The 24,522-nt window shown below is 61.6% G+C and carries 23 protein-coding genes, 2 tRNA genes and 1 other RNA gene; 9 read left to right on the top strand and 17 right to left on the bottom strand.

The features are described from left to right. From QOL81_RS06730 to cysZ, 6 genes are all read right to left on the bottom strand, one after another. A partial coding sequence (locus QOL81_RS06730) for a transposase domain-containing protein (RefSeq protein WP_283439735.1) occupies positions 1–207 on the bottom strand: 207 nt, incomplete at its 3' end. Positions 208–324: 117 nt separating this feature from the next. Further along, positions 325–834 (bottom strand): PTS glucose transporter subunit IIA, encoded by a 510-nt coding sequence (gene crr / locus QOL81_RS06725; RefSeq protein ID WP_004936467.1) that lies wholly within the window; start codon positions 832–834, stop codon positions 325–327. Positions 835–883: 49 nt separating this feature from the next. Continuing rightward, entirely contained in the window at positions 884–2,611 is a 1,728-nt protein-coding gene (ptsI, locus tag QOL81_RS06720) for a phosphoenolpyruvate-protein phosphotransferase PtsI (RefSeq protein WP_025303782.1), read from the bottom strand. Positions 2,612–2,657: 46 nt separating this feature from the next. Continuing rightward, positions 2,658–2,915 carry a phosphocarrier protein Hpr gene (ptsH, locus tag QOL81_RS06715; protein WP_004936458.1) on the bottom strand — a complete coding sequence of 86 codons (258 nt, stop codon included), beginning with the start codon at positions 2,913–2,915 and terminating at the stop codon, positions 2,658–2,660. A 399-nt stretch (positions 2,916–3,314) separates the two neighbouring features. After that, complete coding sequence (cysK, locus tag QOL81_RS06710; protein WP_038881303.1) at positions 3,315–4,283, bottom strand: cysteine synthase A; 969 nt, start codon at positions 4,281–4,283, stop codon at positions 3,315–3,317. A 185-nt stretch (positions 4,284–4,468) separates the two neighbouring features. Further along, the gene (cysZ, locus tag QOL81_RS06705) at positions 4,469–5,227 is read right to left on the bottom strand and encodes a sulfate transporter CysZ (protein WP_049198406.1); all 759 of its coding nucleotides are present in this window, start codon (positions 5,225–5,227) and stop codon (positions 4,469–4,471) included. A 221-nt stretch (positions 5,228–5,448) separates the two neighbouring features. Between cysZ and zipA the strand changes: the two genes are divergently transcribed. The 3 genes from zipA to QOL81_RS06690 all read left to right on the top strand — a co-directional run bounded on the left by zipA (position 5,449) and on the right by QOL81_RS06690 (position 8,790). Further along, positions 5,449–6,474 (top strand): cell division protein ZipA, encoded by a 1,026-nt coding sequence (gene zipA / locus QOL81_RS06700; RefSeq protein ID WP_049272108.1) that lies wholly within the window; start codon positions 5,449–5,451, stop codon positions 6,472–6,474. 79 nt (positions 6,475–6,553) lie between these two features. Beyond that, positions 6,554–8,575 carry an NAD-dependent DNA ligase LigA gene (gene ligA / locus QOL81_RS06695; protein WP_197757799.1) on the top strand — a complete coding sequence of 674 codons (2,022 nt, stop codon included), beginning with the start codon at positions 6,554–6,556 and terminating at the stop codon, positions 8,573–8,575. Continuing rightward, entirely contained in the window at positions 8,575–8,790 is a 216-nt protein-coding gene (locus tag QOL81_RS06690; RefSeq protein WP_004936441.1) for a DUF3820 family protein, read from the top strand. The genes ligA and QOL81_RS06690 overlap by 1 nt, the downstream gene beginning before the upstream one ends. Before the next feature lie 25 nt (positions 8,791–8,815). On the opposite strand, the gene QOL81_RS06685 is transcribed toward QOL81_RS06690, so the two are convergent. After that, entirely contained in the window at positions 8,816–9,814 is a 999-nt protein-coding gene (locus QOL81_RS06685) for a bile acid:sodium symporter family protein (RefSeq protein WP_049198403.1), read from the bottom strand. 96 nt (positions 9,815–9,910) lie between these two features. Here QOL81_RS06685 and QOL81_RS06680 point away from each other — a divergent pair, with 96 nt between their 5' ends. Then, positions 9,911–10,831 (top strand): LysR family transcriptional regulator, encoded by a 921-nt coding sequence (locus QOL81_RS06680; protein ID WP_060419848.1) that lies wholly within the window; start codon positions 9,911–9,913, stop codon positions 10,829–10,831. A 1-nt stretch (position 10,832) separates the two neighbouring features. Here the strand turns inward: QOL81_RS06680 and QOL81_RS06675 are convergent, their stop codons facing one another. Both QOL81_RS06675 and QOL81_RS06670 read right to left on the bottom strand, forming a co-directional pair. Next, positions 10,833–11,300, bottom strand: a complete 468-nt coding sequence (locus QOL81_RS06675) for a FlxA-like family protein (protein WP_060419851.1) — start codon at positions 11,298–11,300, stop codon at positions 10,833–10,835. Positions 11,301–11,352: 52 nt separating this feature from the next. Then, the gene (locus QOL81_RS06670; RefSeq protein ID WP_197658673.1) at positions 11,353–11,901 is read right to left on the bottom strand and encodes a nucleotidyltransferase family protein; all 549 of its coding nucleotides are present in this window, start codon (positions 11,899–11,901) and stop codon (positions 11,353–11,355) included. Positions 11,902–12,060: 159 nt separating this feature from the next. Between QOL81_RS06670 and QOL81_RS06665 the strand changes: the two genes are divergently transcribed. Together QOL81_RS06665 and eutC are read left to right on the top strand one after the other, a co-directional pair. Then, positions 12,061–13,446 (top strand): ethanolamine ammonia-lyase subunit EutB, encoded by a 1,386-nt coding sequence (locus QOL81_RS06665; protein ID WP_060439277.1) that lies wholly within the window; start codon positions 12,061–12,063, stop codon positions 13,444–13,446. Next, positions 13,443–14,234 (top strand): ethanolamine ammonia-lyase subunit EutC, encoded by a 792-nt coding sequence (gene eutC, locus QOL81_RS06660; protein ID WP_084827315.1) that lies wholly within the window; start codon positions 13,443–13,445, stop codon positions 14,232–14,234. The genes QOL81_RS06665 and eutC overlap by 4 nt, the downstream gene beginning before the upstream one ends. Here eutC and QOL81_RS06655 read toward each other — a convergent pair. Then, positions 14,213–15,115: a LysR family transcriptional regulator gene (locus tag QOL81_RS06655; RefSeq protein WP_194572108.1), complete on the bottom strand. Its 903-nt coding sequence runs from the start codon at positions 15,113–15,115 to the stop codon at positions 14,213–14,215. The two genes, eutC and QOL81_RS06655, sit on opposite strands and share 22 nt — an antisense overlap. A gap of 451 nt (positions 15,116–15,566) precedes the next feature. On the opposite strand from QOL81_RS06655, the gene budA reads away from it, so the two are divergent. The 3 genes from budA to QOL81_RS06640 all read left to right on the top strand — a co-directional run bounded on the left by budA (position 15,567) and on the right by QOL81_RS06640 (position 19,794). Next, positions 15,567–16,346 carry an acetolactate decarboxylase gene (gene budA, locus QOL81_RS06650; protein ID WP_283439734.1) on the top strand — a complete coding sequence of 260 codons (780 nt, stop codon included), beginning with the start codon at positions 15,567–15,569 and terminating at the stop codon, positions 16,344–16,346. A 32-nt stretch (positions 16,347–16,378) separates the two neighbouring features. Then, on the top strand, positions 16,379–18,064 hold the full coding sequence (gene alsS / locus QOL81_RS06645) for an acetolactate synthase AlsS (RefSeq protein ID WP_033635442.1): 1,686 nt from the start codon (positions 16,379–16,381) through the stop codon (positions 18,062–18,064). A gap of 143 nt (positions 18,065–18,207) precedes the next feature. Next, positions 18,208–19,794, top strand: coding sequence for an ABC transporter substrate-binding protein (locus QOL81_RS06640; RefSeq protein ID WP_283439733.1), 1,587 nt, complete (start codon positions 18,208–18,210; stop codon positions 19,792–19,794). Positions 19,795–19,822: 28 nt separating this feature from the next. Here the strand turns inward: QOL81_RS06640 and QOL81_RS06635 are convergent, their stop codons facing one another. From QOL81_RS06635 to QOL81_RS06605, 7 genes are all read right to left on the bottom strand, one after another. Further along, a complete protein-coding gene (locus tag QOL81_RS06635) occupies positions 19,823–20,629 on the bottom strand; it encodes an ABC transporter ATP-binding protein (RefSeq protein WP_049272132.1) in 807 nt (268 codons plus the stop codon). A gap of 17 nt (positions 20,630–20,646) precedes the next feature. After that, a complete protein-coding gene (gene fepG / locus QOL81_RS06630; RefSeq protein ID WP_060419869.1) occupies positions 20,647–21,684 on the bottom strand; it encodes an iron-enterobactin ABC transporter permease in 1,038 nt (345 codons plus the stop codon). Then, the gene (gene fepD, locus QOL81_RS06625) at positions 21,684–22,739 is read right to left on the bottom strand and encodes a Fe(3+)-siderophore ABC transporter permease (RefSeq protein ID WP_060419872.1); all 1,056 of its coding nucleotides are present in this window, start codon (positions 22,737–22,739) and stop codon (positions 21,684–21,686) included. The genes fepG and fepD overlap by 1 nt, the downstream gene beginning before the upstream one ends. 214 nt (positions 22,740–22,953) lie before the next feature. Further along, positions 22,954–23,961 carry a Fe2+-enterobactin ABC transporter substrate-binding protein gene (fepB, locus tag QOL81_RS06620; protein ID WP_060419877.1) on the bottom strand — a complete coding sequence of 336 codons (1,008 nt, stop codon included), beginning with the start codon at positions 23,959–23,961 and terminating at the stop codon, positions 22,954–22,956. Between the two features lie 203 nt (positions 23,962–24,164). Continuing rightward, positions 24,165–24,288: non-coding RNA, RtT sRNA (locus tag QOL81_RS06615), on the bottom strand. Between the two features lie 75 nt (positions 24,289–24,363). Continuing rightward, a tRNA-Lys gene (locus QOL81_RS06610) sits at positions 24,364–24,439 on the bottom strand. Between the two features lie 7 nt (positions 24,440–24,446). Continuing rightward, positions 24,447–24,522: transfer RNA gene (locus QOL81_RS06605), tRNA-Val, on the bottom strand.

Genomic DNA, 24,522 nt, shown 5'->3' with positions numbered 1-24,522 from the left:
CTGGTTCATTGAAAGCGAGCGAAACAGGGACATACCGACCACGGCCCAGACCATCATTTCCATGGGAAGACGGCGCTTTCGGAGCGTCACAATCCCGGTATCAGCGAGGCATTCATCGATAAGCTCAGGTGAGAGCAAGTCGGAAAGCGCAGCGAATTCTTTGGGGGAGAATTTAAGAACGGTATCAAGAGCCTGACTCAGCAACATAAAAAAATCCGTAATCTCAGAGAGATTACGGATTCTTACACAGCGACAGGATCGTTCAAGTGATCCTTAACTGATCGGCATTACGCCGAGGGCGCCGTTTTTCTTGCTCATTCGCGATTACTTCTTGATGCGGATGATCGGGGTTTCGCCAACGGTCACGCTGCCGGACAGTTTGATCAGCTCTTTGATCTCGTCCATGTTGGAGATAACGACCGGCGTCAGGGTAGACTTGGCTTTCTCTTCCAGCAGAGGCAGGTTGAACTCGATAACCACGTCACCTTTCTTGACGCGCTGGCCTTCTTCGGCGATGCGTTTGAAGCCTTCGCCTTTCAGTTCTACGGTATCGATGCCGAAGTGGACGAACAGCTCAATGCCGCTGTCGGATTCGATAGAGAATGCATGGTTGGTTTCGAAAATCTTACCGATGGTGCCGTCAACCGGAGCAACCATTTTGTTGCCGGCCGGTTTGATGGCGATACCGTCGCCAACGATTTTTTCAGCGAACACTACGTCCGGCACATCTTCGATATTGACGATTTCGCCAGAAAGGGGAGCGACGATCTCGATAGTGCCCGTGTCTTTCTTGTCATCAGAAACCAGAGATTTCAGTTTATCGAACAAACCCATGATCTTCTCCTAAGCATTAAATTGGGCGGCGTTCCAGTGTCGTGGAAGTTTAGCAGAGCGTTTTTTCTTCGATGAATTTATTGACGCAATTCATCAGGTCTTGTGCCGTTGGCTGTGCCAAGGCCTGCGCTGCCAACGCCTTCACATCTTCGAAATTCGTGTTACGAATAATTTTCTTGATGCGCGGGATTGAAATCGCACTCATGCTGAACTCATCCAGCCCCATGCCCAATAACAACAGTGTAGCACGCTCATCGCCAGCCAGTTCGCCGCACATGCCGGTCCACTTGCCTTCCGCGTGAGATGCATCAATAACCTGTTTGATCAGGCTAAGCACTGATGGGGACATCGGGTTATAGAGATGAGAAATCAGCTCGTTGCCGCGATCTACCGCCAGAGTATACTGGGTTAGATCGTTTGTCCCAATACTAAAGAAGTCGACTTCTTTCGCCAGGTGGTGAGCAATGACCGCCGCAGCCGGTGTTTCCACCATCACGCCCACTTCGATGCTCTCGTCAAACGCCTTGCCTTCTTCGCGCAGCTGCGCTTTCAGCGTCTCGATTTCGCCTTTCAGATCGCGCACTTCTTCCACGGAGATGATCATCGGGAACATGATGCGCAGTTTGCCGAACGCCGAGGCGCGCAGGATAGCGCGCAGCTGGGCGTGCAGGATTTCACGGCGGTCCATCGCGATGCGGATGGCGCGCCAGCCGAGGAACGGGTTCTCTTCCTTCGGCAGGTTCATGTACGGCAGGTCTTTGTCGCCGCCGATGTCCATGGTACGGACGATCACGGCCTGCGAGCCCATGGCTTCCGCCACGGCTTTATAAGCCTGGAACTGCTCGTCTTCGGTCGGCAGCGAGTCGCGGTCCATGAACAGGAACTCGGTACGATACAGGCCGACGCCTTCCGCGCCGTTGCGCTCTGCACCCGCGACGTCGCGCACGGTGCCGATGTTGGCGCAGACTTCAACCTGATGGCCGTCCAGCGTAATCGCCGGAAGGTCCTTCAGCTTGGCCAGATCGTTTTTCTCGGTGATGTATTGGTTCTGGGCGGCTTTCAGCTGATCGATAACGTCAGCGGTCGGGTTAACGTAAATTTTGTTGTTAACCGCATCCAGAATCAGGTAGTCGTCGTTTTTCACCTGCTTGGTCACGTCGCTGGTACCGACGATCGCCGGCAGCTCCAGGGAGCGCGCCATGATAGAGGTGTGGGAAGTCCGGCCGCCGAGATCGGTAATGAAGCCCAGCACTTTGTCCAGGTTCAGCTGCGCGGTCTCTGACGGGGTCAGATCGGTGGCCACCAGGATCACTTCGTCCTGAATGGAGCCCAGATCGACGATCGGCATGCCCAGAATGTTCTGCAGCAGGCGCTTACCGATGTCGCGCACGTCGGCGGCGCGCTCTTTGAGGTATTCGTCGTCCAGCTCTTCCAGCGCTTTCGCCTGACCTTCGATCACGGTGTAGGCGGCGGCGTCTGCGGAGGCCAGATCGTCTTTGATTAGGGCTATGATTTCCTGCTCAAGCTCTTCGTCTTCCAGCAACATGATGTGGCCTTCGAAGATAGCTTCCTTCTCTTCGCCGAAGGTTTCGCCAGCTTTGGTCTTGATCGCTTCCAGCTGTTCGGACGCTTTCGCGCGGCCGGCCAGAAAACGCGAGACTTCCTGCTCTACTTGATCAGCAGAGATTTTTTTCCGGTTGATGACAATGTCGTCTTCTTTCAGCAAGAGAGCCTTACCAAAAGCGATGCCCGGTGATACTAAAATGCCTGAAATCATAACCCTACCTTACTCTTGACTGGTGTTAACTAAAAAGACGGGCCGATTACTCAAGCTCTGCCATCAGTTTTACCAAGTGCTCAACGGCTTTCTGCTCGTCTTCACCTTCAGCGGAGATGGTCACTACGGTCCCTTGAGTCAGCCCCAGAGTTTGCAGTTTGAACAGGCTTTTAGCGCTGGCGCTTTTGCCGTTGGAGGTCACGGTGATGTCAGACGTGAAGCCTTTGGCTTCTTTAACGAACTGAGCGGCAGGGCGAGTATGCAGACCATTCGGAGCGGTAATAGTAACTTCTTGCTGGAACATTGATGTTTCCCCAACTTATTGGATTAATGTTGTGGAGCTAAAGTTTAGCCCAGGGGCCTGACTTTAGCTTGTCTGGTTATAGCGCCTGACTATGGACAGGGGCGAACGTTGATGCAACAGAAAACGACGCGTTAGGCACTTCAGATCAAAAAACTCGGCTTTAGACGTCGTTCCAATCCGCTCCCCATTATGCCCGATTCGACGCGTCGGCGACAGATGAGTAAATCGATTCAGCCTTGACCGGGCTCGGGGGGTGATTAATTTTGCGCATCGAAATAATGCACCGTTAAATACTAAAGCCGACGGGCAAAAGCAATCTTGGACTGCTATAAAGTTTGATCCAGTCCACAAAAAAGCACCCCGCAGGGTGCTTTTTTAGCGATTTGTGCAGTGGTGGAATTACTGCTGCAATTCCTGCTCGGTGAACAGATCGGCAAACAGCGCGGTGCTCAGATAACGTTCGCCGGAAGAGGGCAGGATCACCACGATGGTCTTGTCGGCGAACGCCGGTTCTTCGGCCAGTTTCACCGCCGCCACGACCGCTGCGCCGGAGGAGATGCCCGCCAGGATGCCTTCTTCGTCCATCAGGCGACGCGCCATGCTGATGGCTTCGTCGTTGGAGACCTTCTCGACGCGATCCACCAGGTCCAGATCGAGGTTGCCTGGAATGAAGCCGGCGCCGATGCCCTGGATCTTGTGCGGGCCCGGTTTCAGCTCTTCACCGGCCAGCGCCTGGCTGATGACCGGCGAGTCGGTCGGCTCGACCGCCACGGTAGTGATGGCCTTGCCTTTAGTGTTCTTGATGTAGCGGCTGACGCCGGTCAGCGTGCCGCCGGTGCCGACGCCGGAGATGAACACGTCGACTTCACCGTCGGTGTCTTCCCAGATTTCCGGGCCGGTGGTTTTTTCATGGATGGCCGGGTTGGCCGGGTTGCTGAACTGTTGCAGGATCAGGTAACGGTTCGGATCGGTGGCGACGATCTCTTCGGCCTTGGCGATAGCGCCTTTCATGCCTTTCGCCCCTTCGGTCAGCACCAGATTGGCGCCGAGCGCCTTGAGCAGCTTGCGGCGCTCGATGCTCATGGTTTCCGGCATGGTCAGCGTCAGCTTGTAACCGCGCGCGGCGGCCACGAAGGCCAGCGCGATGCCGGTGTTGCCGCTGGTCGGCTCCACCAGCTCTTTACCGGCGGTCAGCACACCACGTTGTTCCGCATCCCAAATCATATTGGCACCGATGCGGCATTTGACGCTGAAGCTCGGGTTGCGTGATTCAACCTTGGCCAGAATGCGTCCGTTGCCGATACGGTTCAGACGAACCAGCGGCGTATGGCCGATTGTTAATGAGTTGTCTTCATATATCTTGCTCATAGCCCGTCCTTTAACTCTATGAAAATGTGGGGAACATCGAAAGCATACGCTAACAGTACCGGCAGGGAAGTAAAGAATTGGTATATCTATATGTTATTAGGAAATAAGTTTTAAGCACAATGATAAGGGCGCGAAATGCGCGCCCTGTCGAAAATTCCCGCGCTATCGGCGGTAAAAAGCGGCGGTTATCGGACGAATTGCGAGCGGTAGCGATCGACCCACATCGCGGTGGCGCCGCAGACGGCGACCGGCAGGATCACCAGGTTGAGGATCGGGATCATGGTGAACAGGCTGACCAGCGCGCCGAACTGCAGGTTGTCGGTTTTGTGCTGGCGCAAGGCGCGGCGCATGTCGGCAAAGCTCACCTTGTGGTTGTCAAACGGATAGTCGCAATACTGGATCGCCAGCATCCAGGCGCTGAACAGGAACCATAGTACCGGCGCCACCGTCTGGCCGATGCCGGGCACGAAGTACAGCGCCAGCAGCAGCAGCGCGCGCGGCAGGTAATACATCAGCTTGCGCCATTCGCGCGCCATGATGCGCGGCAGATCTTTGGCGATGCCGAGCAGGCCGGTGTCCGGCAGCGGTTTGCCGGTCAGGCTGCCTTCGAGCTGTTCGGCCAGCAGGCCGCAGAACGGCGCCGCAATCAGATTGGTGATGGTGCTGAACAGATAGCTGAACACCAGCAGCACCGAAATGACCGCCAGCGGCCACAGCAGGTAGCTCAACCATTGCAGCCAGTCGGGAACGTGGCTCATCATCGCCGGGATCCAGTCGCCGAGCCGGCTGAACAGCCACCAGAAAGCGGAGCCCATCAGCAGCACGTTGACCAGCAACGGTAGGACCACATAGCGTTTAATCCCCGGGCGCGAAATCAGGCGCCAGCCTTCGGCGAAATAGTGAATGCCGCTGGTTGAGCGGGCAGGGGGCTGCGTATAGGACATATCTTAAGTTATCTCGTTGTCTGAACAGGCATCATTATCATATAGGGATGATTTTCCACTGGCTAGGGTAGGGTTGGCTGAAAAACCAGCAGAAAAAGGCAGTGTAATCATCTTTATTGGCATAAAGTTCAGCACGGACTTGCACTTGTGTGCGCGGGCAAATAGAGTTAAAGAGTGAATGTTTGCCGCGGTGGCAATGTATTGGAACAACAGAGATAGCAATGATGCAGGATTTGCGTCTGATATTAATCGTTGTTGGCGCGATCGCCATAATAGCGCTGTTATTGCACGGTCTGTGGACCAGTCGCAAAGAACGGTCAGCGCTCTTCCGCGATCGCCCAGCCAAACGTTCCCAAAAGGAACGTGAACAAACTCCGATCGACGATCTCGAAGAAGGCGTCGGTGAGGTGCGCGTACGCGCCGCTCACCCGCAAGACGAGCCGTCATTCGGCCATTTCGATGCCGCACGCGAAGAACCCGTGGCCGCGCCGAAGCCCGCTCCGGCGGCTGCGCCTGCGCCCCGCGCCGTTCAGCCGGCTGCCCATCAGACGCCGCCTCCGCTGTCTCAGCGGCCGGAGTATGATGACATCCTGCTGAACAACTACGCGCCGGACGAAGAACAGGCCGAGCCGCAGCAACCGCAACCGGCCGCGCGCCGTGAGCCGCGCGTCGACGATCTGCCGCATGAACATGAGGCGCCGCAGGGGGCGGAACCGGCATTCCACGCCGAGCCGGCCCCTGTGCAGCAGGCGCCGGAAGTGAAGCCGGCGCAGGAGCCTGCGCCACAGCCACAACAGCCGGCGGCTGCGCCCATTCAGGCCAAGCTGAAAGAGACCGTGCTGGTGCTGCACGTCGCGGCCCATCAGGGCGGCGTAATCGGCGGCGAAGTGCTGCTGCAGAGCGTGTTGCAGGCGGGCTTCCAGTTTGGCGAGATGGGCATCTTCCACCGCCATATCAGCCCGGCCGGCAGCGGCCCGGTGCTGTTCAGCCTGGCGAACATGGTCAAGCCGGGGTCGTTCGATCCTGACATGATGTCCGATTTCTCCACGCCGGGCGTGTCGATGTTCATGATGGTGCCGTCTTACGGCGACGCCAATCAGAACTTCAAGCTGATGCTGCAGTCGGCACAGCGCATCGCCGACGACGTGGGCGGCGTGGTGCTGGACGACGAGCGCCGCATGATGACGCCGCAGAAGCTGGAAACCTACAAAGCGCGCATCCGTGAAGTGTTGGAAAACAACGCCTGACCGGGTTGCCGCGCGCACTGAACATCCGTAACAACAAAGCCCCCGCTAGCCGGGGGTTTTTTATCTTTGATGGTGAGCCATGGAATCGATAATCCAACAAATCAATCAACTACGAGCCACACTGCGCCATCATGAATACCAGTATCATGTGCTGGATGCGCCGGAAGTGCCGGATGCGGAATATGACCGCCTGATGCGCGAACTGCGCGAACTGGAGAGCGCGCATCCTGAGTTGGTCACCGCCGATTCACCGACCCAGCGCGTGGGCGCCGCGCCGCTGGCGGCGTTCGACCAGGTGCGTCACGAAGTGCCGATGCTGTCGCTGGACAACGTGTTCGACGAAGAAAGCTTCCTGGCGTTTTACAAGCGCGTGCAGGATAGGCTCAAAAGCAGCGATCCGCTGACCTTCTGCTGCGAGCTGAAGCTGGACGGCCTGGCGGTCAGCCTGCTGTACGAAGACGGTGAGCTGGTGCGCGCGGCGACGCGCGGCGACGGCACCACCGGCGAGAACATCACCACTAACGTGCGCACCATCCGCGCCATCCCGCTGCGCCTGACCGGCGACAACATTCCGCGCCGGCTGGAAGTGCGCGGCGAAGTGTTCATGCCGCAGGCCGGTTTTGAACAGATGAACGAAGAGGCGAGGCGCAAAGACGGCAAGGTGTTCGCCAACCCGCGCAACGCCGCCGCCGGTTCGCTGCGCCAGCTCGATCCGCGCATTACTGCCAAACGCCCGCTGACCTTCTTCTGCTACGGCGTCGGCCTGCTGGAAGGCGGCGAGCTGCCGCGCAGCCATTTTGAGCGCCTGATGCAGTTCAAGGCCTGGGGCCTGCCGGTCAGCGATCGCGCCCAACGCCGCACCGGCAGCGAGGAAGTGCTGGCGTTTTATCGCCAGGTCGAGCAGGACCGCGCGCAGCTCGGTTTCGACATCGACGGCGTGGTGATCAAGATTGACGATATCGATCTGCAGGAAACGCTGGGCTTCGTGGCGCGTGCGCCGCGCTGGGCGACGGCGTTCAAATTCCCGGCGCAGGAGCAGATCACCGTGGTGCGCGAAGTGGAGTTTCAGGTTGGCCGCACCGGCGCGATTACGCCGGTGGCGCGCCTTGAGCCGGTGCTGGTAGCCGGGGTGACCGTCAGCAACGCCACCTTGCACAACGCCGATGAAATTGAGCGTCTGGGGCTGCGCATCGGCGATACGGTGATCGTGCGCCGCGCCGGCGACGTCATCCCGCAGGTGGTGGGGGTGCTGGAAGATCGTCGGCCACAGGATGCGCGCGAAGTGGTGTTCCCGCTGCACTGCCCGGTGTGCGGCTCCGACGTTGAGCGCGTGGAAGGCGAGGCGGTAGCGCGCTGCACCGGCGGTCTTATCTGCGGCGCGCAGCGCAAAGAGGCGTTGAAGCACTTCGTTTCCCGCCGCGCGCTGGACGTTGAAGGCATGGGCGACAAGATCATCGAGCAGCTGGTGGACAAAGAGTACGTGAAGAACCCGGCCGATCTGTTCCGTCTGTCCGCCGGCATTCTGACCGGCCTGGATCGCATGGGGCCGAAATCGGCGCAGAACCTGGTCAATGCGCTGGAGAAATCCAAACAGACCACCTTCGCTCGCTTCCTGTATGCGCTGGGCATTCGCGAGGTCGGCGAGGCGACCGCCGCCAACCTGGCGGCGCATTTCGGATCGCTCGAGAAGCTGTTCGCCGCCGATATCGAGGCGCTGAAAGAGGTGCCGGACGTCGGCGAAGTGGTGGCCAAACACACCCGCAATTTCCTCGATGAAGCGCTCAATCAGCAGGTGATCGACGAGCTGGTGGGCGCCGAGATCGGCATCCACTGGCCGGCGCCGGTGGTGGTGGTCGCCGAAGAGATAGACAGCCCGTTCGCCGGCAAAACCGTGGTACTGACCGGCTCGCTGAGCCAGCTGTCGCGCGACGAGGCCAAAGATCGCCTGACGGCGCTGGGCGCCAAGGTCAGCGGCAGCGTGTCGAAGAAAACCGATTTGGTGATCGCCGGCGAAGCGGCCGGCTCCAAGCTGGCGAAGGCGCAGGAGCTGGGTATCGCCGTGATCGACGAAGCGGAAATGATCCGCCTGCTGGGTGACTGATGGAAAAGGAAAACCTGCTGGAGATCGCCAATACCGTGATGCCGTTCGGCAAGTACCAGGGGCGGGTGCTGATCGACCTGCCCGAAGAGTACCTGCTGTGGTTCGCCCGCAAGGGCGAATTCCCCAAAGGCAAGCTCGGCATGCTGATGGAGATGACGCTGGCGATTAAAATCGAAGGGCTTGACCACCTGGTCAAGCCGCTGAAGAAAAGCTGAACTGACGGGCCTCGGCCCGTCTTTTTTACCCGCGCGATGCCTGCGCGTTGGCGTTGGGCACCGCCTGTTGCGCCCGCTGCTTGCGCTGATACCTTTTCGCCAGCACCGCACAGGTCATCAGCTGCACCTGATGGAACACCATCAGCGGCAGCACCATGATCCCCACCGTCGCCGCCGGGAACAGGATATTGGCCATCGGAATGCCGTTCGCCAGGCTTTTCTTCGAACCGCAGAACACGATGGTGATCTCGTCCGCCTTGCTGAACCCGAGCCAGCGCGCCATGTAGGTGTTCACCACCAGCACGATCGCCAGCAGCACGATGCTGCCGCCGACGATAAACGCCAGCGAACCGATCCCCACCTGATGCCAGATGCCGTGCGTGACCGCCTCGCTGAAGGCGGCGTACACCACCAGCAGAATCGAGGTCTGGTCGGTTTTGCCGATCAGCGGGCGATGGCGCTCGATCCAGCCGCCGATCAGCGGCCGCAGCAGGTGGCCGGCGACGAACGGCACCAGCAGCTGCAGCACGATCGAGCCCACCTGCCGCAGGCTGCCGGTATCGCCGTGCACGTTCATCAGCAGGCCGACCAACAGCGGCGATACGAAGATCCCCAGCAGGCTGGAGGCGGAGGCGCTGCACACCGCCGCCGCCACGTTACCGCCCGCCAGCGAGGTGAAGGCGATGGCCGACTGCACGGTGGCGGGCAGGATGCACAGGTAGATGAAACCGGCGTACAGCTCGGGGCTGACGTCGATCGGCGCCCACCAGGCGAACAGCATCCCCAGCGCCGGAAAAATGATGAAGGTGCTGAACATCACCCACAGATGCAGCCGCCAGTTATTGCTGCCGGCCAGGATGGCCTCGCGCGACAGCTTGGCGCCGTGCATGAAGAACAGCAGGGCGATGGCGGCGATGGTCAGGGCGTTGAGCCAGCCGACGAACTCGCCGCGCGCCGGCAGGAAAGAAGCCAGCAGCACGGTGGCGATCAGCGTCAGGGTAAAACGATCGGGTAGGAATCTCATGGCGATGCGCTCGGGTAGAAAATCGATGGGGCTATTCTCCCGCGTGGGTATATAATAATTAAATTGATTTATTTAATTCATCTATGAATAAAACACATGAATTACTCACTCAAACAGCTGCGGGTGTTCGTCGCTGTCGCCCGCCACGGCAGCTTCAGCCGCGCCGGTGAGGCGATCGGCCTGACGCAATCGGCGGTCAGCCACAGCGTGAAAGAGTTGGAGGCGGAGGTCGGCGTGCGCCTGCTGGATCGCACCACGCGTGAAGTGGTGTTGACCGACGCCGGCCTGCGGCTGGCCAACCGGGTCGAACGGCTGCTGGACGAACTGCAGGCCGCGTTGCTGGATGCGCGCAGCTTTGGCGTACAGCGCAGCGGCACGGTGCGGGTGGCGACCAGCCAGACCATTTCCGCCCATCTGATGCCGCAGTGCATCGCCGCCGGCGAGCGCCAATACCCGGAGATCCGCATCATGCTGCGCGATCAGGCGCAGCAGCAGGTGCTGCACAGCGTGCGCAATGCCGAGGTGGATTTCGGCATCGTGGTCGATCCGGTGCAGGCGGTGGATTTGGAGTGCGAAGCGGTGCTGCATGAACCGTTCCTGCTGCTGTGCCGCGACGATCACCCGTTTGCTGCGCGTCAAGAGGTGCGTTGGTCGGCGTTAAACGGCTGCCGCCTGGTGTTGCAGGATTACGCGTCGGGCAGCCGGCCGTTGATCGACAGCGCGCTGAGGCAGCAGGGCGTCGAGGCGCAGGTGGTGCAGGAAATCGGTCATCCGGCTACGCTGTTCCCGATGGTGGCGGAAGGGATTGGCATCAGTATCTTCCCGGCGTTGGCGCTGCCGCTGCCGGAAGGGGGGCGGCTCCGGGTACGGCGGCTGGTGCCGGAGATCAATCGCGCGTTGATGCTGGTGCGGCGCAAGAACCGCTCGCTGACGCCAGCGGCGGAGGCCATCTGGCAGGTGGCGCGTCAGCAGGCGGCGCTGCTGCACCAGCGCCGGCAGGAAAACGCCGAATATTGATTCAGATATAGACGTCCACCGCGTTGAGCGGCGTCGGGCGGTTTACGCCGTCGCCGGATTGCGCCGCGGCTTTTTCCATTTGCTCCTGTTGCTGCTTTTCCATTTCTTCTTTCTGGATGCGCGCGATCTCGGCCTGCAACATCTTGATCTGTGCTTCAATCAGCTGTTTTTGCTTCTCGATCTCTTTGGGATCGGCGCTGGAGTCCTTCAGCTCCACCAGCTTTTGCTGCAGAGCCTGAATCTGCCGGTTCAGCGCCTTGATGCGTGCCGAGGCGCGGCTTTCGTTGAGATTTTCCGGTTCGTCATTGCCGCTGGCGCCTTCGCTTTTCTTCGCCTTGCCGCCTTCCGGCTGGTTGTTGACCGGTTTGGCCATCAGCAATTCGCCCTGATGGCCCGGCGCGCTGAAGACGTGGCTGACGCCGGGAACGGTATTTTTGATCGGTACGATCATGGTGATGGTGGTCGACATGGGTGCTCTCCCTGAGTCTGGCTATCGCTGTTCAGGGTATCGGCAGCGGCGATTAAATCTTTACCTGCCGCAGGTGCGGCCAGCGCTGCAGCCAGCCTTTGTCGAGCACGCGCTGGGCATAGGCCGCGCGATCGCCGTTTTTCACGTTGAAGGTGATGGTGTCGTCGAACAGCGCCGCGAGCCCGAAGGGGGCCACCAGCGTGATGCTGTCGTCGGCGTTCAGGCGCGCGCCGATCGCCGTTTCCACTTCGGTCCAAAAGCTGATGGCCTCTTCGCTGTCGCGGTAAGGCGCCCGGCCGCCGCGCAGGTGCATGCGCGCCTGATTCTTGACCGACCAAGGCCGCGGCAGCCATTGGTGCAGGCGCGTCTCCAGCATGCGATCGCGCTCGGCGTCCGCACGCTCCGCATCGAAGTGGATCACGTCGATATCGTTGAGCGGCGTGGCGTCCACGTAGCCGTGGCGCCGATCCCACACCAGATTGCGTACGAAGCCGGCGCCCAGGCACCAGTCATTCAGGCCGAGCCGGCGCACGGTGCGCAGGGCGGCCATGCGAGCGTCATCTTGTTGCAGCCAGTCGGTAATTTGCCGTTGCGGATCCATCACCCCTCCTTTTTTCGCGGCTACTGTAACCCGAAGCGGCGGCGGGTGAAATGGGGGAAAGCGCGACGGCGGCGATCGCGTGCAAAATAATTTTCTTTTCCCACTGACTACACTTGGTGCAGGGCTGTTATCTCGTCACTCGGGGCAAGGGAGGGGGCTATGTATCAGGCAACGGTGGGCCAACGCGGCTATCGCTTTGGCGATCTGCGTCAGCTGATGGCGAAGGCTTCGCCGGCGCGTTCCGGCGATTATCTGGCGGAGGTGGCGGCGCAAAGCGCCGAAGAGCGTATGGCGGCGCGCATTGCGCTGGCGGACTTGCCGCTCAAGGCGTTCCTGCAGCAGGCGCTGGTGCCGTACGAAGAGGACGAGGTGACGCGCCTGATTATCGACGGCCACGATGCCGCCGCCTTTGAGCCCATCTCGCACCTCACGGTCGGTGATTTTCGCGATTGGTTGCTGAGCGAGCAGGCGGACAGCGCCATGCTGGCGCAGGTGGCGGCCGGTATCACGCCGGAGATGGCGGCGGCGGTGAGCAAGCTCATGCGCAATCAGGATCTGATCCTGGTGGCAAAGAAGTGCCGGGTGGTGACGCGCTTTCGCAATACGATCGGCCTGCCGGGCCACCTCAGCGTGCGGCTGCAGCCCAATCACCCGACCGACAGCCTGCAGGGCATCGCCGCCAGCATGCTGGACGGCCTGTTGTACGGCAGCGGCGATGCGGTGGTCGGCATCAATCCGGCCAGCGACAGCCTGCCGCTGCTGGAAAAGCTCAACTACATGCTGGACGACGTGATCCAGCGCTTCGCCATTCCCACCCAATCCTGCGTGCTGACCCACGTGACCAACACGCTGCGGCTGATAGAGCGCGGCGCGCCGGTGGATCTGGTGTTTCAGTCGATCGCCGGTACCGAAGCGGCCAATCGCGGCTTCGGCATCAGTTTGGCGCTGCTGGCGGAAGCGCAGCAGGCGGCGCTGAGCCTCAGGCGCGGCACACTGGGCGACAACGTGATGTATTTCGAAACCGGGCAGGGCAGCTGCCTGTCGGCCAACGCCCATCACGGCGTCGATCAGCAAACTTGCGAGGCGCGCGCCTATGCGGTGGCGCGCCATTTCTCGCCGCTGCTGATCAACACCGTGGTAGGGTTTATCGGCCCCGAATACCTGTATGACGGCAAGCAAATTATCCGCGCCGGGCTGGAGGACCACTTCTGCGGCAAGCTGCTCGGCCTGCCGCTGGGCTGCGACGTCTGCTACACCAACCATGCCGAAGCCGATCAGGACGACATGGACACGCTGCTGACGCTGTTGGCCGCCGCCGGGTTAACGTTCCTGATCGGCGTGCCGGGCGCGGACGACATCATGCTCAACTACCAAAGCACATCGTTCCATGACGCGCTCTATATCCGCGAACTGCTGGGGCTGAAGCACGCGCCGGAGTTCGCCGCCTGGCTGGCGGCGATGAACATTACCGACGAACGCGGACGGCTGCGCGACGCCGCCGCCAATCATCCGCTGTTGCTGGCGCTGCAGGGAGAACGCACATGAGCAAACCGGTTCACGCCAACAGCTGGGACGCGCTGCGCGCCTTTACCGATGCGCGCATCGCGCTGGGGCGCACCGGCGCCAGCCTGCCGACCGATGAGCTGCTGCGCTTCGGGCTGGCCCATGCCCAGGCGCGCGACGCGGTGCATCAACCTTTCGACAGCGAACGGCTGGCGGCGGATCTGCACGATGCCGGTTGGCCCACGCTGGCGGTGCACAGCCAGGCCGCCGATCGCGCCGCCTATCTGCGCCGACCGGATCTGGGGCGGCGGTTGGCGTCGGACAGCCGCAGCCTGTTGCTCGGTTCGCCATCGCGCCGCGTCGATCTGCTGCTGATAGTGGCGGACGGCCTCTCCTCCAAGGCGGTGCACCGCCAGGCGCTGCCGCTGCTGCAGGCGCTGCGGCCCTATCTCGATTCGCTGGGGCTGACCGTCGCGCCGGTGGTGCTGGCGCATCAGGCGCGGGTGGCGCTGGGGGATGAGATCGGCGAATGCCTGCAGGCCCGGGCGGTGGCGGTTCTGATCGGCGAACGGCCGGGGCTGTCGTCGCCGGACAGCCTGGGCGTCTATTTGACCTGGGGGCCGAACGCGCGCAGAACGGACGCCGAGCGCAACTGTATCTCCAACGTGCGGCCCGAGGGGTTGGATTATCCGCAGGCGGCGTTCCGCCTGGCCTGGCTGCTGGAGCAGGCGTTCCTGCGGCGGCTGAGCGGCATCGAGCTGAAGGACGAGAGCGACAACCCGGCTTTGCACGGCCGGGTGACGCCGCTTTACCCCCAGCTGGGCGGTTGACCGATGGTTTGCTGCAGCAGGGCGGTGAAGGCCGCCAGCCGGGCGGACACCTTCGCCATCGGGCGCAGCAGATAGATGCCTTGCTGCTCATGGCGCGGATCTTCCAGCATTTGCACCAGCTGCCCGTGCTGCACGTCCGGCCCCACCACCCAGTTGGGCAGGAAGGCGATGCCGAGCCCGAGCAGCGCGGCCTGGCGCTGCGCGGTGAAGTCGTCGCAGCGCAGCGCCATGGTGCAGCGGCTCATCAGCGCCGCGTCGAGGATCTGCGCCCAGCAGGCCGGCTGCTGCTTGTGGTAGCGGGCGATCAGCCGATGCTGCGGCAGCGCCTCCAGATCGGCCGGCAGGCCATAGCGGGCGACGTAGGCGGGGCTGGCGCACATCACCCAGCGTTGGGTGGCGATGCGGCTGGCATACAGCGCGCTGTCCTTCTGTTCGCCGATGCGGATGGCGGCGTCGAGCCGTTCCTGCGTCGGATCGGTCTGACGTTCGGTCAGATCGAGGTCGACCGACAGCTGCGGGTAGCGTTCCGCCAGCGTCGGCAGCAGCGGCAGCACATAGGTTTTGCCGAAGGTCGGCAGGCAGCTGATGCGCAGCGTGCCCTGCGGCGTTTCGTTCAGCGCGCTCAGCTCAGCGCGAAGGCCGGTAATGTCCGTCATCAGCGCGGTGGCGCGCGTCAGCAGCAGCTCGCCGGCGTCGGTTAGCAGCAGGCCACGGGTGGAGCGCACGAACAGCGCGGCGCCGAGCGCGCTTTCCAGGGCATCGATGTGGCGCACCAGCGAGGAGGGCACCATGCCCAGCCGGCGCGCGGCGGCGGAAAAGCTGCCCAGGCGGGCCACGTCGAGAAAAATTGGCAGATGTTCTACATAGCGGGCGTCATTCATTTTTGCATTATATGCAAAAGCGTTTCTTATGAATACCCGCTTCTCTGCCGACGGCGCGGCGGCTACTCTGGCTGCGGGTTGACGACGGGCTTCAAGGCCGTCCCATCCCGGCCGTATAGAGAGAAAACGTATAAACCTCGCGGCGCTTAGCACTAAATAGCAGATGTTTTTCCCAGGCTGCGCGAGCCGCCTGCGGAGTTGATTGTCGCTCCAACACCAGATTAACCGTTCAATTTGATAACCGGTTCAGTCTCAATGATTAGTAAGCCTTTACTTTATCTCATTCTGATCTGATACCTGGTTATCGGCCGGCCAGCCGTGCCGGTTTTTTTGTCGCCTTAGGCTGAATCGTTCCAACTGATGAACGCGCCTTGGGGGACATCTTGGCTTACCGTCGGTGGGCCTTTTGAACGCGCGGAACCGCGATCCCGCGCTGGTGGAGGAGTCAGTCATGAACGAAAAACACGGGTGTTCCTGTGCGCGCCATTTGGCGCAGGGTTTTGCCAGGCAGTCGATCAACGCCGGGGAGGGCGAAATCTATCAAATCTCGCTGATGAGCGCGCTCATCGACGGGGTTTACGAGGGGGAGACCACCATTGCCGAGCTGCTCAAGCACGGCGATTTCGGCCTTGGCACCTTCAATCACCTGGACGGCGAACTGATCGCCTTCGATCAGGAAATACACCAGCTGCGCGCCGACGGCAGCGCCCGGCCGGCCGGCCTGCAGCAGAAAACCCCCTTCGCCGTCGTCACCTTTTTCCAGCCCAGCGTCAGCCAGCAATTCGACCGGCCAATCACCAAGGCGCAGCTGCACCAGTGCATCGACGAGCAGGTCGCCTCGCCGAACCTGTTTTGCGCGGTGCGGGTCGACGGCGAGTTCAGCCACGTGGAAACCCGTACCGTGCCGCGCCAGGAGCGGCCCTACCGCCCGATGCTGGAGGCGATAGAAGAGCAGCCGACCTTCTCGTTCCATCAGCGGCGCGGCACGCTGGTCGGCTTCCGTTCGCCGGATTACATGCAGGGCATCGGCGTGGCCGGCTATCACGAACACTTCGTTACCGACGACCGCAGCGGCGGCGGCCACGTGCTGGACTACCAGCTCGATCATGGCCGTCTGCAGTTCGGCGTCATCACGCGTCTCAATCTTCAGTTACCGCATGATGCGGATTTCTTGCGCGCCAACCTCTGCCCAGAGAATTTGGATCGCGCGATTCGTTCCGCCGAGGGCTAACCCCGGCGATCGTTTTCTTAGGAGGTGGAACCATGGCACAGGAAAAAACAGGCAATGACTGGCAATGTGGCGCCGATTTGGTGGTGAAAAACCTGGAAGCGCAGGGCGTCAAACACGTTTTCGGCATTCCGGGCGCCAAGATCGACCGGGTGTTCGACTCGCTGGAGGACGCGCCATCGATTGAAACGGTGGTGGTGCGGCATGAGGCCAACGCGGCCTTTATGGCGGCGGCGGTCGGCCGCTTGACCGGTAAGGCCGGGGTGGCGCTGGTCACCTCCGGGCCGGGCAGCTCCAACCTGATCACCGGGCTGGCCACCGCCACTTCGGAAGGGGACGCGGTGGTGGCCTTCGGCGGGGCGGTGAAGCGCGCCGACAGCCTGAAGCAGACGCACCAGAGTATGGATACCGTCAGCATGTTCCGGCCGGTGACCAAGTATTGCGCCGAAGTGCATGCCGGTTCGGCGATTTCCGAAGTGATCGCCAACGCCTTTCGCCGCGCCGAGTTCGGCCGGCCGGGGGCATCGTTCGTCAGCCTGCCGATGGATATCGTCAATGAACCGGTCAGCGCGCCGGTGCTGGCCGGCTGCCGCTTGCCGCGCATGGGGGCCGCCGCGGCGGACGACATTCAGGCGGCGGTGAAACTGATCCGCCAGGCCAAATGCCCGGTATTGCTGCTCGGCCTGCAGGCCAGCCGGCCGGAGAACAGCGAGGCGGTGCGCCATCTGCTGTACCGCACCCATATGCCGGTGGTCGGCACCTATCAGGCGGCGGGGGTGATCGACGTCAACCACTTCGCCCGTTTCGCCGGCCGCGTCGGCCTGTTCAACAACCAGCCGGCCGATCAGCTGTTGCAGAAGGCCGATCTGGTGGTGAGCGTCGGTTATGATCCGATCGAATACGATCCCTGCATGTGGAACAGCCACGGGCGGCTGAAACTGGTGCACATCGACGTGCTGCCGGCGGATATTGATACCTGCTATCGGCCGGACGTTGAGCTGGTGGGCAACATCAGCGCCACGCTGAACATGATGACCGAAACGTTCACTGAGGCGGTCTGCGTGCCGCCGGAGGTGGAGCTGATCCTCACCGATCTCGGCCGCCAACGTACTGAACTGGCGGAGCGCGCCGCCCGCCGCGGCGGCATGCCGATCCACCCGCTGCGCATCGTCAAGGAGCTGCAGGACATCGTCAGCGACGACGTAACCCTGTGTGTGGACATGGGCAGTTTCCATATCTGGATCGCCCGCTACCTGTACAGCTTCCGCGCCCGCCAGCTGTTGATCTCCAACGGCCAGCAAACCATGGGGGTGGCGCTGCCGTGGGCCATCGGCGCGGCGCTGGTTCGCCCCGGCGATAAAGTGGTGTCTATCTCCGGCGACGGCGGGTTCATGCAGTCGAGTATGGAGCTGGAGACCGCGGTGCGGCTGAAAAACAACATCGTGCACGTCATCTGGGTCGATAACGCCTACAACATGGTGGAGATGCAGGAAGTGAACAAATACCAGCGCAAATCCGGCGTGGAGTTCGGGCCGATTGACTTCAAGGCCTACGCGGAATCCTGCGGCGCGGTCGGTTTCGCCGTGCAGTCGGTGGACGATCTGCGGCCGATGCTGCGCAAGGCGATGGCGATCCAGGGGCCGGTGGTGGTGGCCATTCCGGTCGACTACGCCGACAACTATAAGCTGATGGCGCAGATGAACTTCAGCCAGATGATTTAATTTCATCATCATCGGGCGGTTTCACCGGGGCAGGCCGCTTGCGCGCCTGCCCGTTTTTATGCGCGGAATTTGTCCTTTACTTCGCTAACTGCATGATTTATTGCTATCCGTTGGGCTGTTTTTTCACCACTGGGGATAGCGCAATGAAAAGAAAAGCAATAACGATCGGGCTGCTGGCGTTGGCGATTGCCGGCGGCGCGCGGGCCAATACGCTGGTCTACTGTTCCGAAGGCTCGCCGGAAGGCTTCAACCCGCAGCTGTTCACCTCCGGCACCACGGTGGACGCCAGTTCGGCGGCGATCTACAACCGGCTGGTGGACTTCAAACCCGGTACCGTCGAGCTGCAACCCAGCCTGGCGGAAAGCTGGGAAGTGAGCGAGGACGGCAAGCGCTATACCTTCCACCTGCGCAAGGGCGTGGCATTCCAGAGCAATAAATATTTCACGCCTACCCGCGATTTCAACGCCGATGACGTCATCTTCTCGTTTATGCGACAAAAGGACGCCAACAACCCGTATCACAAGGTCTCCAACGGCGGCTACACCAACTTCGAGTCGATGGAGTTCGGCACGCTGATCGACCGGATCGTCAAGGTGGACGATCACACCGTGCGCTTTGAGCTCTCCCGCGCCGAGGCGCCGTTCGTCGCCGATCTGGGCATGTACTTCGCCACTATTTTTTCGGCGGAATATGCCGACGCGATGCTGAAGGCCGGTACGCCGCAGCGGGTGGACAACGATCCGATTGGCACCGGGCCGTTCCAGCTGGTGCAGTACCAGAAGGACGCGAAAATCCTCTACAAGGCGTTCGATCGTTACTGGGAAGGCAAACCGAAGATCGACCGGCTGGTGTTTTCGATCACGCCGGATGCGACGGTGCGTTACGCCAAGCTGCAAAAGAACGAGTGCCAGGTGATGCCGTTCCCCAACCCGGCGGATCTGGCGCGCATGCGGCAGGACGGCAACCTTCAGGTGATGGAAAAATCTGGCTTGAATATCGGCTTCCTGGCGTTTAATACCCAGAAAAAACCGTTGGATAACGTCAAGGTACGCCAGGCGTTGGCGCTGGCGGTCAACAAGCCGGCGATCATCGAGGCGGTGTTCCACGGCGCCGGCCAGCCGGCCAAGAACCTGCTGCCGCCGACCCAGTGGGGCAGCAACGCGCAGCTTGAAGACTACCCGTATTCGCCGGAGCGGGCGAAGCAGCTGTTGCAGGAAGCCGGGCTGGGGCAGGGGTTTGACATCGATCTGTGGGCGATGCCGGTGCAGCGGCCCTATAACCCCAACGCCAAGCGCATGGCGGAGATGATCCAGGCCGACTGGGCCAAGATCGGCGTGCGCGCCAAAATCGTCACCTTCGAATGGGGCGAATATTTGCAGCGGATTAAAAACGGCGAGCACCAGACGGCGCTGATGGGCTGGACCACCGCCAACGGCGATCCGGACAACTTCTTCGGCCCGCTGTTCACCTGCGCTTCGCTCGGCGGCTCCAACTCGGCGAAATGGTGCTACAAACCGTTCGACCAGCTGATCCTGCAGGCGCGCGAGGAGAACGATCACGCCAAGCGGGTGGCGATGTACCAGCAGGCGCAGGTGATGATGCACGATCAGATGCCGGCGCTGATGATCGCGCACTCGACCATCTTCGAACCGGTGCGCAAGGAAGTGAAAGGCTACGAGATAGACCCGTTCGGCAAACACATCTTCAAGCAGGTGTCGCTGGAGAAGTAACGAAAAGGCCGGGGTAACCCGGCCTTTTTCATGCCTGCGGCGCGTCGCAGTGGTAGCGGCCGCGCGGGATCACCAGCGGGGTGTGGGACAGCGGATCGTCGATGATCATGCACGGCATGCCGAACACCCGTTCCACCAGCTCGGCGGTGATGATTTCCGCCGGGTTCCCCTCCGCCACGATCTTGCCGTCGCGCATGGCGATGATGTGATCGGCATAGCGGCAGGCGTGGTTGAGATCGTGCAGCACCGCGATGAGGGTTTGGCCGTGCTCGCGGTTGAGCTGACGGAACAGATCCAGCAGCTCGATTTGGTGCGCGATGTCCAGATAGGTGGTCGGTTCATCCAGCAGCAGCAGCGGTGTTTGCTGCGCCAACGCCATCGCCACCCAAACGCGCTGGCGCTGCCCGCCGGACAGCTCGTCGACGCTGCGGTCCGCCAACTGGCTGACGTTGGTGGCCGCCATGGCGGCTTCCACCGCCTGTTTGTCGGCCTGCGTCCACTGTTTCAGCAGGCTCTGGTGCGGATAGCGGCCGCGCGATACCAGGTCCGCCACGGTAATGCTGTCCGGTGCGATCGAAGTTTGCGGCAGCAGCCCAAGCTCGCGCGCCAGCGCCTTGGTGGCGAAGCTGCTGATGTTTTTGCCGTCCAGCATCACCTCGCCGGCGCTGGGTTTCAGCAGACGGCACAGGGCGCGCAGCAGCGTCGATTTGCCGCAGGCGTTCGGCCCGACGATCACCGTGAAGGCACCGTCGGGGATCGCCACGCTCAGATCGTCAGCGATGATTTTATTGTCGTAGCCCAGCTTCAGGTGCGAGGCGTGCAGGCGGTGGCTCATGGCGTTATCACTTTTCATTATCTGCGGGCCTCACGGATGAGCAGCCAAATCAGGTACAGGCCGCCGATGCAGACGGTCACGACCCCGACCGGCAGTTGGATCGGCGCAAAAAGATGTTGGGACACCACGTCGGCGCCGAGCAGCAGCGTCGCGCCCATCAGCGCCGAGGACGTCAGGGTGACCGAGGATTGTCCGGCCAGGCGGCGGGCGATCTGCGGCGCCGCCAGCGCGATAAAGGAAATCGGCCCGGCGGTGGCGGTGACGGCGGCGGTGAGGGTGACGCCGAACAGCATCAGCCACAGCCGGCTGCCTTCGGCGTTCACGCCCAGTGCGCGCGCCGTGTCGTCGCCCATTTCCAGCAGCTGCAGCCGTTTGCCCATCAGCAGCGCGGCCGCGGCCGCCAACACGATGAACGCCGTAGCGGGCTGGGCTTTCTGCCAGGTCATGCCGTTGAGTGAACCGGCCTGCCACATGGCGGCGTCCATGGCGCGCTCCAGCGAGGCGGTGATGATCAGCCAGGTATTGGTGGAGACCAGCACCGCGCTGATGGCGATGCCGACGATGATCAGCCGGAAGCCGGCGATGCCCTGGCGCCAGGCCAGCAGGTAGATGGCCAGCGCGGAGAGAATGCCGCCGGCCAGCGCACCGCCGGCGATGTAGTAATAGCCGCCGTTGAACAGGGTGATGGCGATCAGCGCGCCGGTGTAAGCCCCCATGTTAAAGCCAATCACGTCCGGGCTGCCGAGCGGGTTGCGGATAATCGACTGGAAGATGGCGCCGCTCATGCCGAGTGCGCCGCCTAACAGCAGCGCCATGGCGATACGCGGCAAGCGCCATTGGGTAACCACGGTGACCAGATTTTTCGGCGCCTCGCCGCTGAGCGCGGCAAAGACCTGTTCCAGCGAAAGCTGCAGCGTGCCGTAGCACAGCGCGGCAACGGCCATTGCCAGACACAACGCCAGCAGCGAAAGATTGACCAACAGCAGGCGCAGCGGCATGCGCCAGTTGATGACGCCGTCTGGGCGGCCGATATGCAACGTGTGGGGCAGACTCATCACAGACCCCCCAGCGTTTTCTTGCGGCGCACCAGCCAGATCAGCACCGGCGCGCCGATGAAGGCCGCCACGATGGAAACCCGCAGCTCACCGGCCGCCAGCAAACGGCCGACCACGTCGGCGCACAGCAGTAAAATCGGCGCCAGCAGCATGGAGTAGGGCAGGATCCAGCGCTGGTCGGGGCCGACCCACCAGCGGGCGATATGCGGCACCATCAGGCCGATGAAACTGATTGGGCCGACGGTGGCGGTCGCCGCACCGCACAGCAGCGTGATGGCGATCACCGCGACGACCTGAGTCAGCACCACGCGCGCGCCGAGCGCGATAGCCAGGTCTTCCCCCATGCCGATGGTATTCAGCGGCCGGGCGATGAGCAGCGTCAGCAGGCAGCCGAGCAAAATGGCGGGGGCGGTAACCGGCAGCGTGGACAGCGTGCGGATATCCAGCGTGCCGGCCTGCCAGAAGCGCAGTTGGTCGAAGGTTTGCGGATCGATCAGCGACAGCCCGGTGGTGATGCCGAGCAACACCGCGCCGATCGCCACGCCGGCCAGCGTCAGCCGCACCGGGTTGATGCGCCCGCCCGCCAACGTGCCGATCAGGTAGACCAGCAGGGTGGTGAGGGCGGCGCCGACGAAGGCGTAGGCCATATAGCTTTCGGTGGTGGCCGCGCCGAAAAACATGATGCCGATGACCACGGCGAAGCTGGCGCCGGCGTTGATGCCGAGCACGCCGGGATCGGCCAGCGGATTGCGCGTCAACGCCTGAATCAGCGCGCCGGCGGCGCCGAGCGCCATGCCGGCCAAGATGCCCGCCAGCGTGCGGGGTACCCGGGCGTTGAGAATGATGGTGCTGTCGGAACCGCTCGCGGCGCCCTGCAGGCTGAGCCAGACGGTATGGAAGGGGATGGCTTTGGAACCCAGCATCAGGCTGGCAATGATGCACAGCAGCAACAGCGCCAAGCCGATACCGAACCCGGCGATGCGTTTGAAGCCACTGGCGTAAGCTGCGTGCGGTGCGGACGAAAGCGTCCGCTCAGTCGGAGTGGGTACGTTCACACCGGTAACTCCTGTATGATTTTTATTCTCATTGTTATTTGCGTTCATGCGGGCGCTAATAGTAGCACGAGTTTACGCCCGCATGCACCCGCCGGTTGGTGGCGCAGGTGCGTTGACGATGTTAATAACTATTGATATTTCAATTGATTGAATGTGAACGGTTGCCCTGTTTATGGCAAACGTCGGCAGGAGGTTGGCCTGCCGACGGCGTGGTTCAGGGCTTTTTGAACAGCCGTTCGATTTGGTTCAGCATGTTGGTGGCGCTGTAGTAATCGAGACGGAAAGTGTCGTTGCCGACGGCGTAGACGTGCCGCTGTTCCACCGGCTCCAGATGTTTGAGGAACGGGTTGGTCAGCACCTCTTGCACTTTACGCTCGTTGGTGGCGAACAGGATCAGCGTCTTGCCGTTCAGGCCCTCGGCCATTTTTTCGCCGGAGATCTGGATGATGTCATGGCGTTTACCCATGCTGGCATTGCCTTTGGCGCTTTCCGGTGGGGTGGCCAGTTGGAAGCCGAGCTGGGTCAGCAGTTTGCCCTGGGCTGACCCCGGCGTCCACAGCATGGCCTCGCGGCCGTTGTCGGCATACACCAGCGGGGTGGTCGGCTGCGGCGGCAGCGCGATCGCCTGCTTCACTTGCTCCACGCGCTGTTCGAAACGATCTTCCGCCTGTTTGGCGCCGGCTTCATGGCCGGTGATCTCGCCGAGCTCGCTGGCCAGCTGTTGCCAGCTTTTGTCGCCATAATCGAGCACCAGCGTCGGCGCAATGGCGGACAGCTGATCATACAGTTTCAACGCCGAATCCCCGCCGGTTGCGGCGACGACGATCAAATCCGGCGCGGCGGCGGCGACGGCTTCGGCATTGGGCTCCACCTGATACAATCGTTCGACGTGGCGCTGTTTGGCTACCTCGCTCCACTGGGTAAAGAAGCCTTGTTTATCGGCCACCAGAGGGTTCGGGCTGGTGGCGCCGCTGGCGACCACCGGGGCGTCGATAGCCAGCAGCGTGCCGGTGATGGTGACGCTGGTGGACACGATGCGCTGCGGCGGTTTTTCCAGCGTGAACTTCCCTTTGGCGCTGTCGATGGTGCGCGGCCAACTGCTGTCGGCAGCGGGGGCGGACGGTTTCTGCCCGTCGCTCTTGTCGTCCGGGCCGCAGCCGCTGAGCAGCAGGCTGGAAGTGGCGATAAATGCAATGAACAGCTGGCGTAAGGATAGGGTCATGAGCGGGCTCTTTCTTTCCTTGAACTAAGGCGTATCAATCCGGCGGCGGATTGGCTGCGTGGTGGATGCCCGCTAATTTACCATTCAAGCCGCCAAAATGATAACCATTCGTATCTTAGCGTGTGGTGAATAGAGAGAATAAGAAGAAGGGGAAGTGAGTGCGACAGAAACGAAAAAAGCGCCAAAAGGCGCTTTTTCCTGAATGTGGGGGCGTGCAGGATTGATTCGGCCTGTGGCCTCACCCTGCGGGCAACGCTGCGCGTTGTCGTATCGCTGCGCGATGCTCGAACCTCTACGGTTCTTCATCCTGCACGACTCGGTAAACTATGCCTGCGTGAAGATGAAGTCAGAGGTGGGTGGCGCAGAAACGAAAAAAGCGCCAAAAGGCGCTTTTCTCTGAATTGGTGGGTCGTGCAGGATTCGAACCTGCGACCAATTGATTAAAAGTCAACTGCTCTACCAACTGAGCTAACGACCCGCAGAAGTGGTGGGTGATGACGGGCTCGAACCGCCGACCCCCTCCGTGTAAAGGAGATGCTCTACCAACTGAGCTAATCACCC

It is taken from the genome of Serratia sp. CC22-02 (genome assembly GCF_900182895.1).
In the GTDB taxonomy this organism is placed as follows: Bacteria; Pseudomonadota; Gammaproteobacteria; order Enterobacterales; family Enterobacteriaceae; genus Serratia; species Serratia nevei.
The sequence above is the reverse complement of the archived record's forward strand: the minus strand, read 5'-3'. Positions and strand labels throughout refer to the sequence as shown.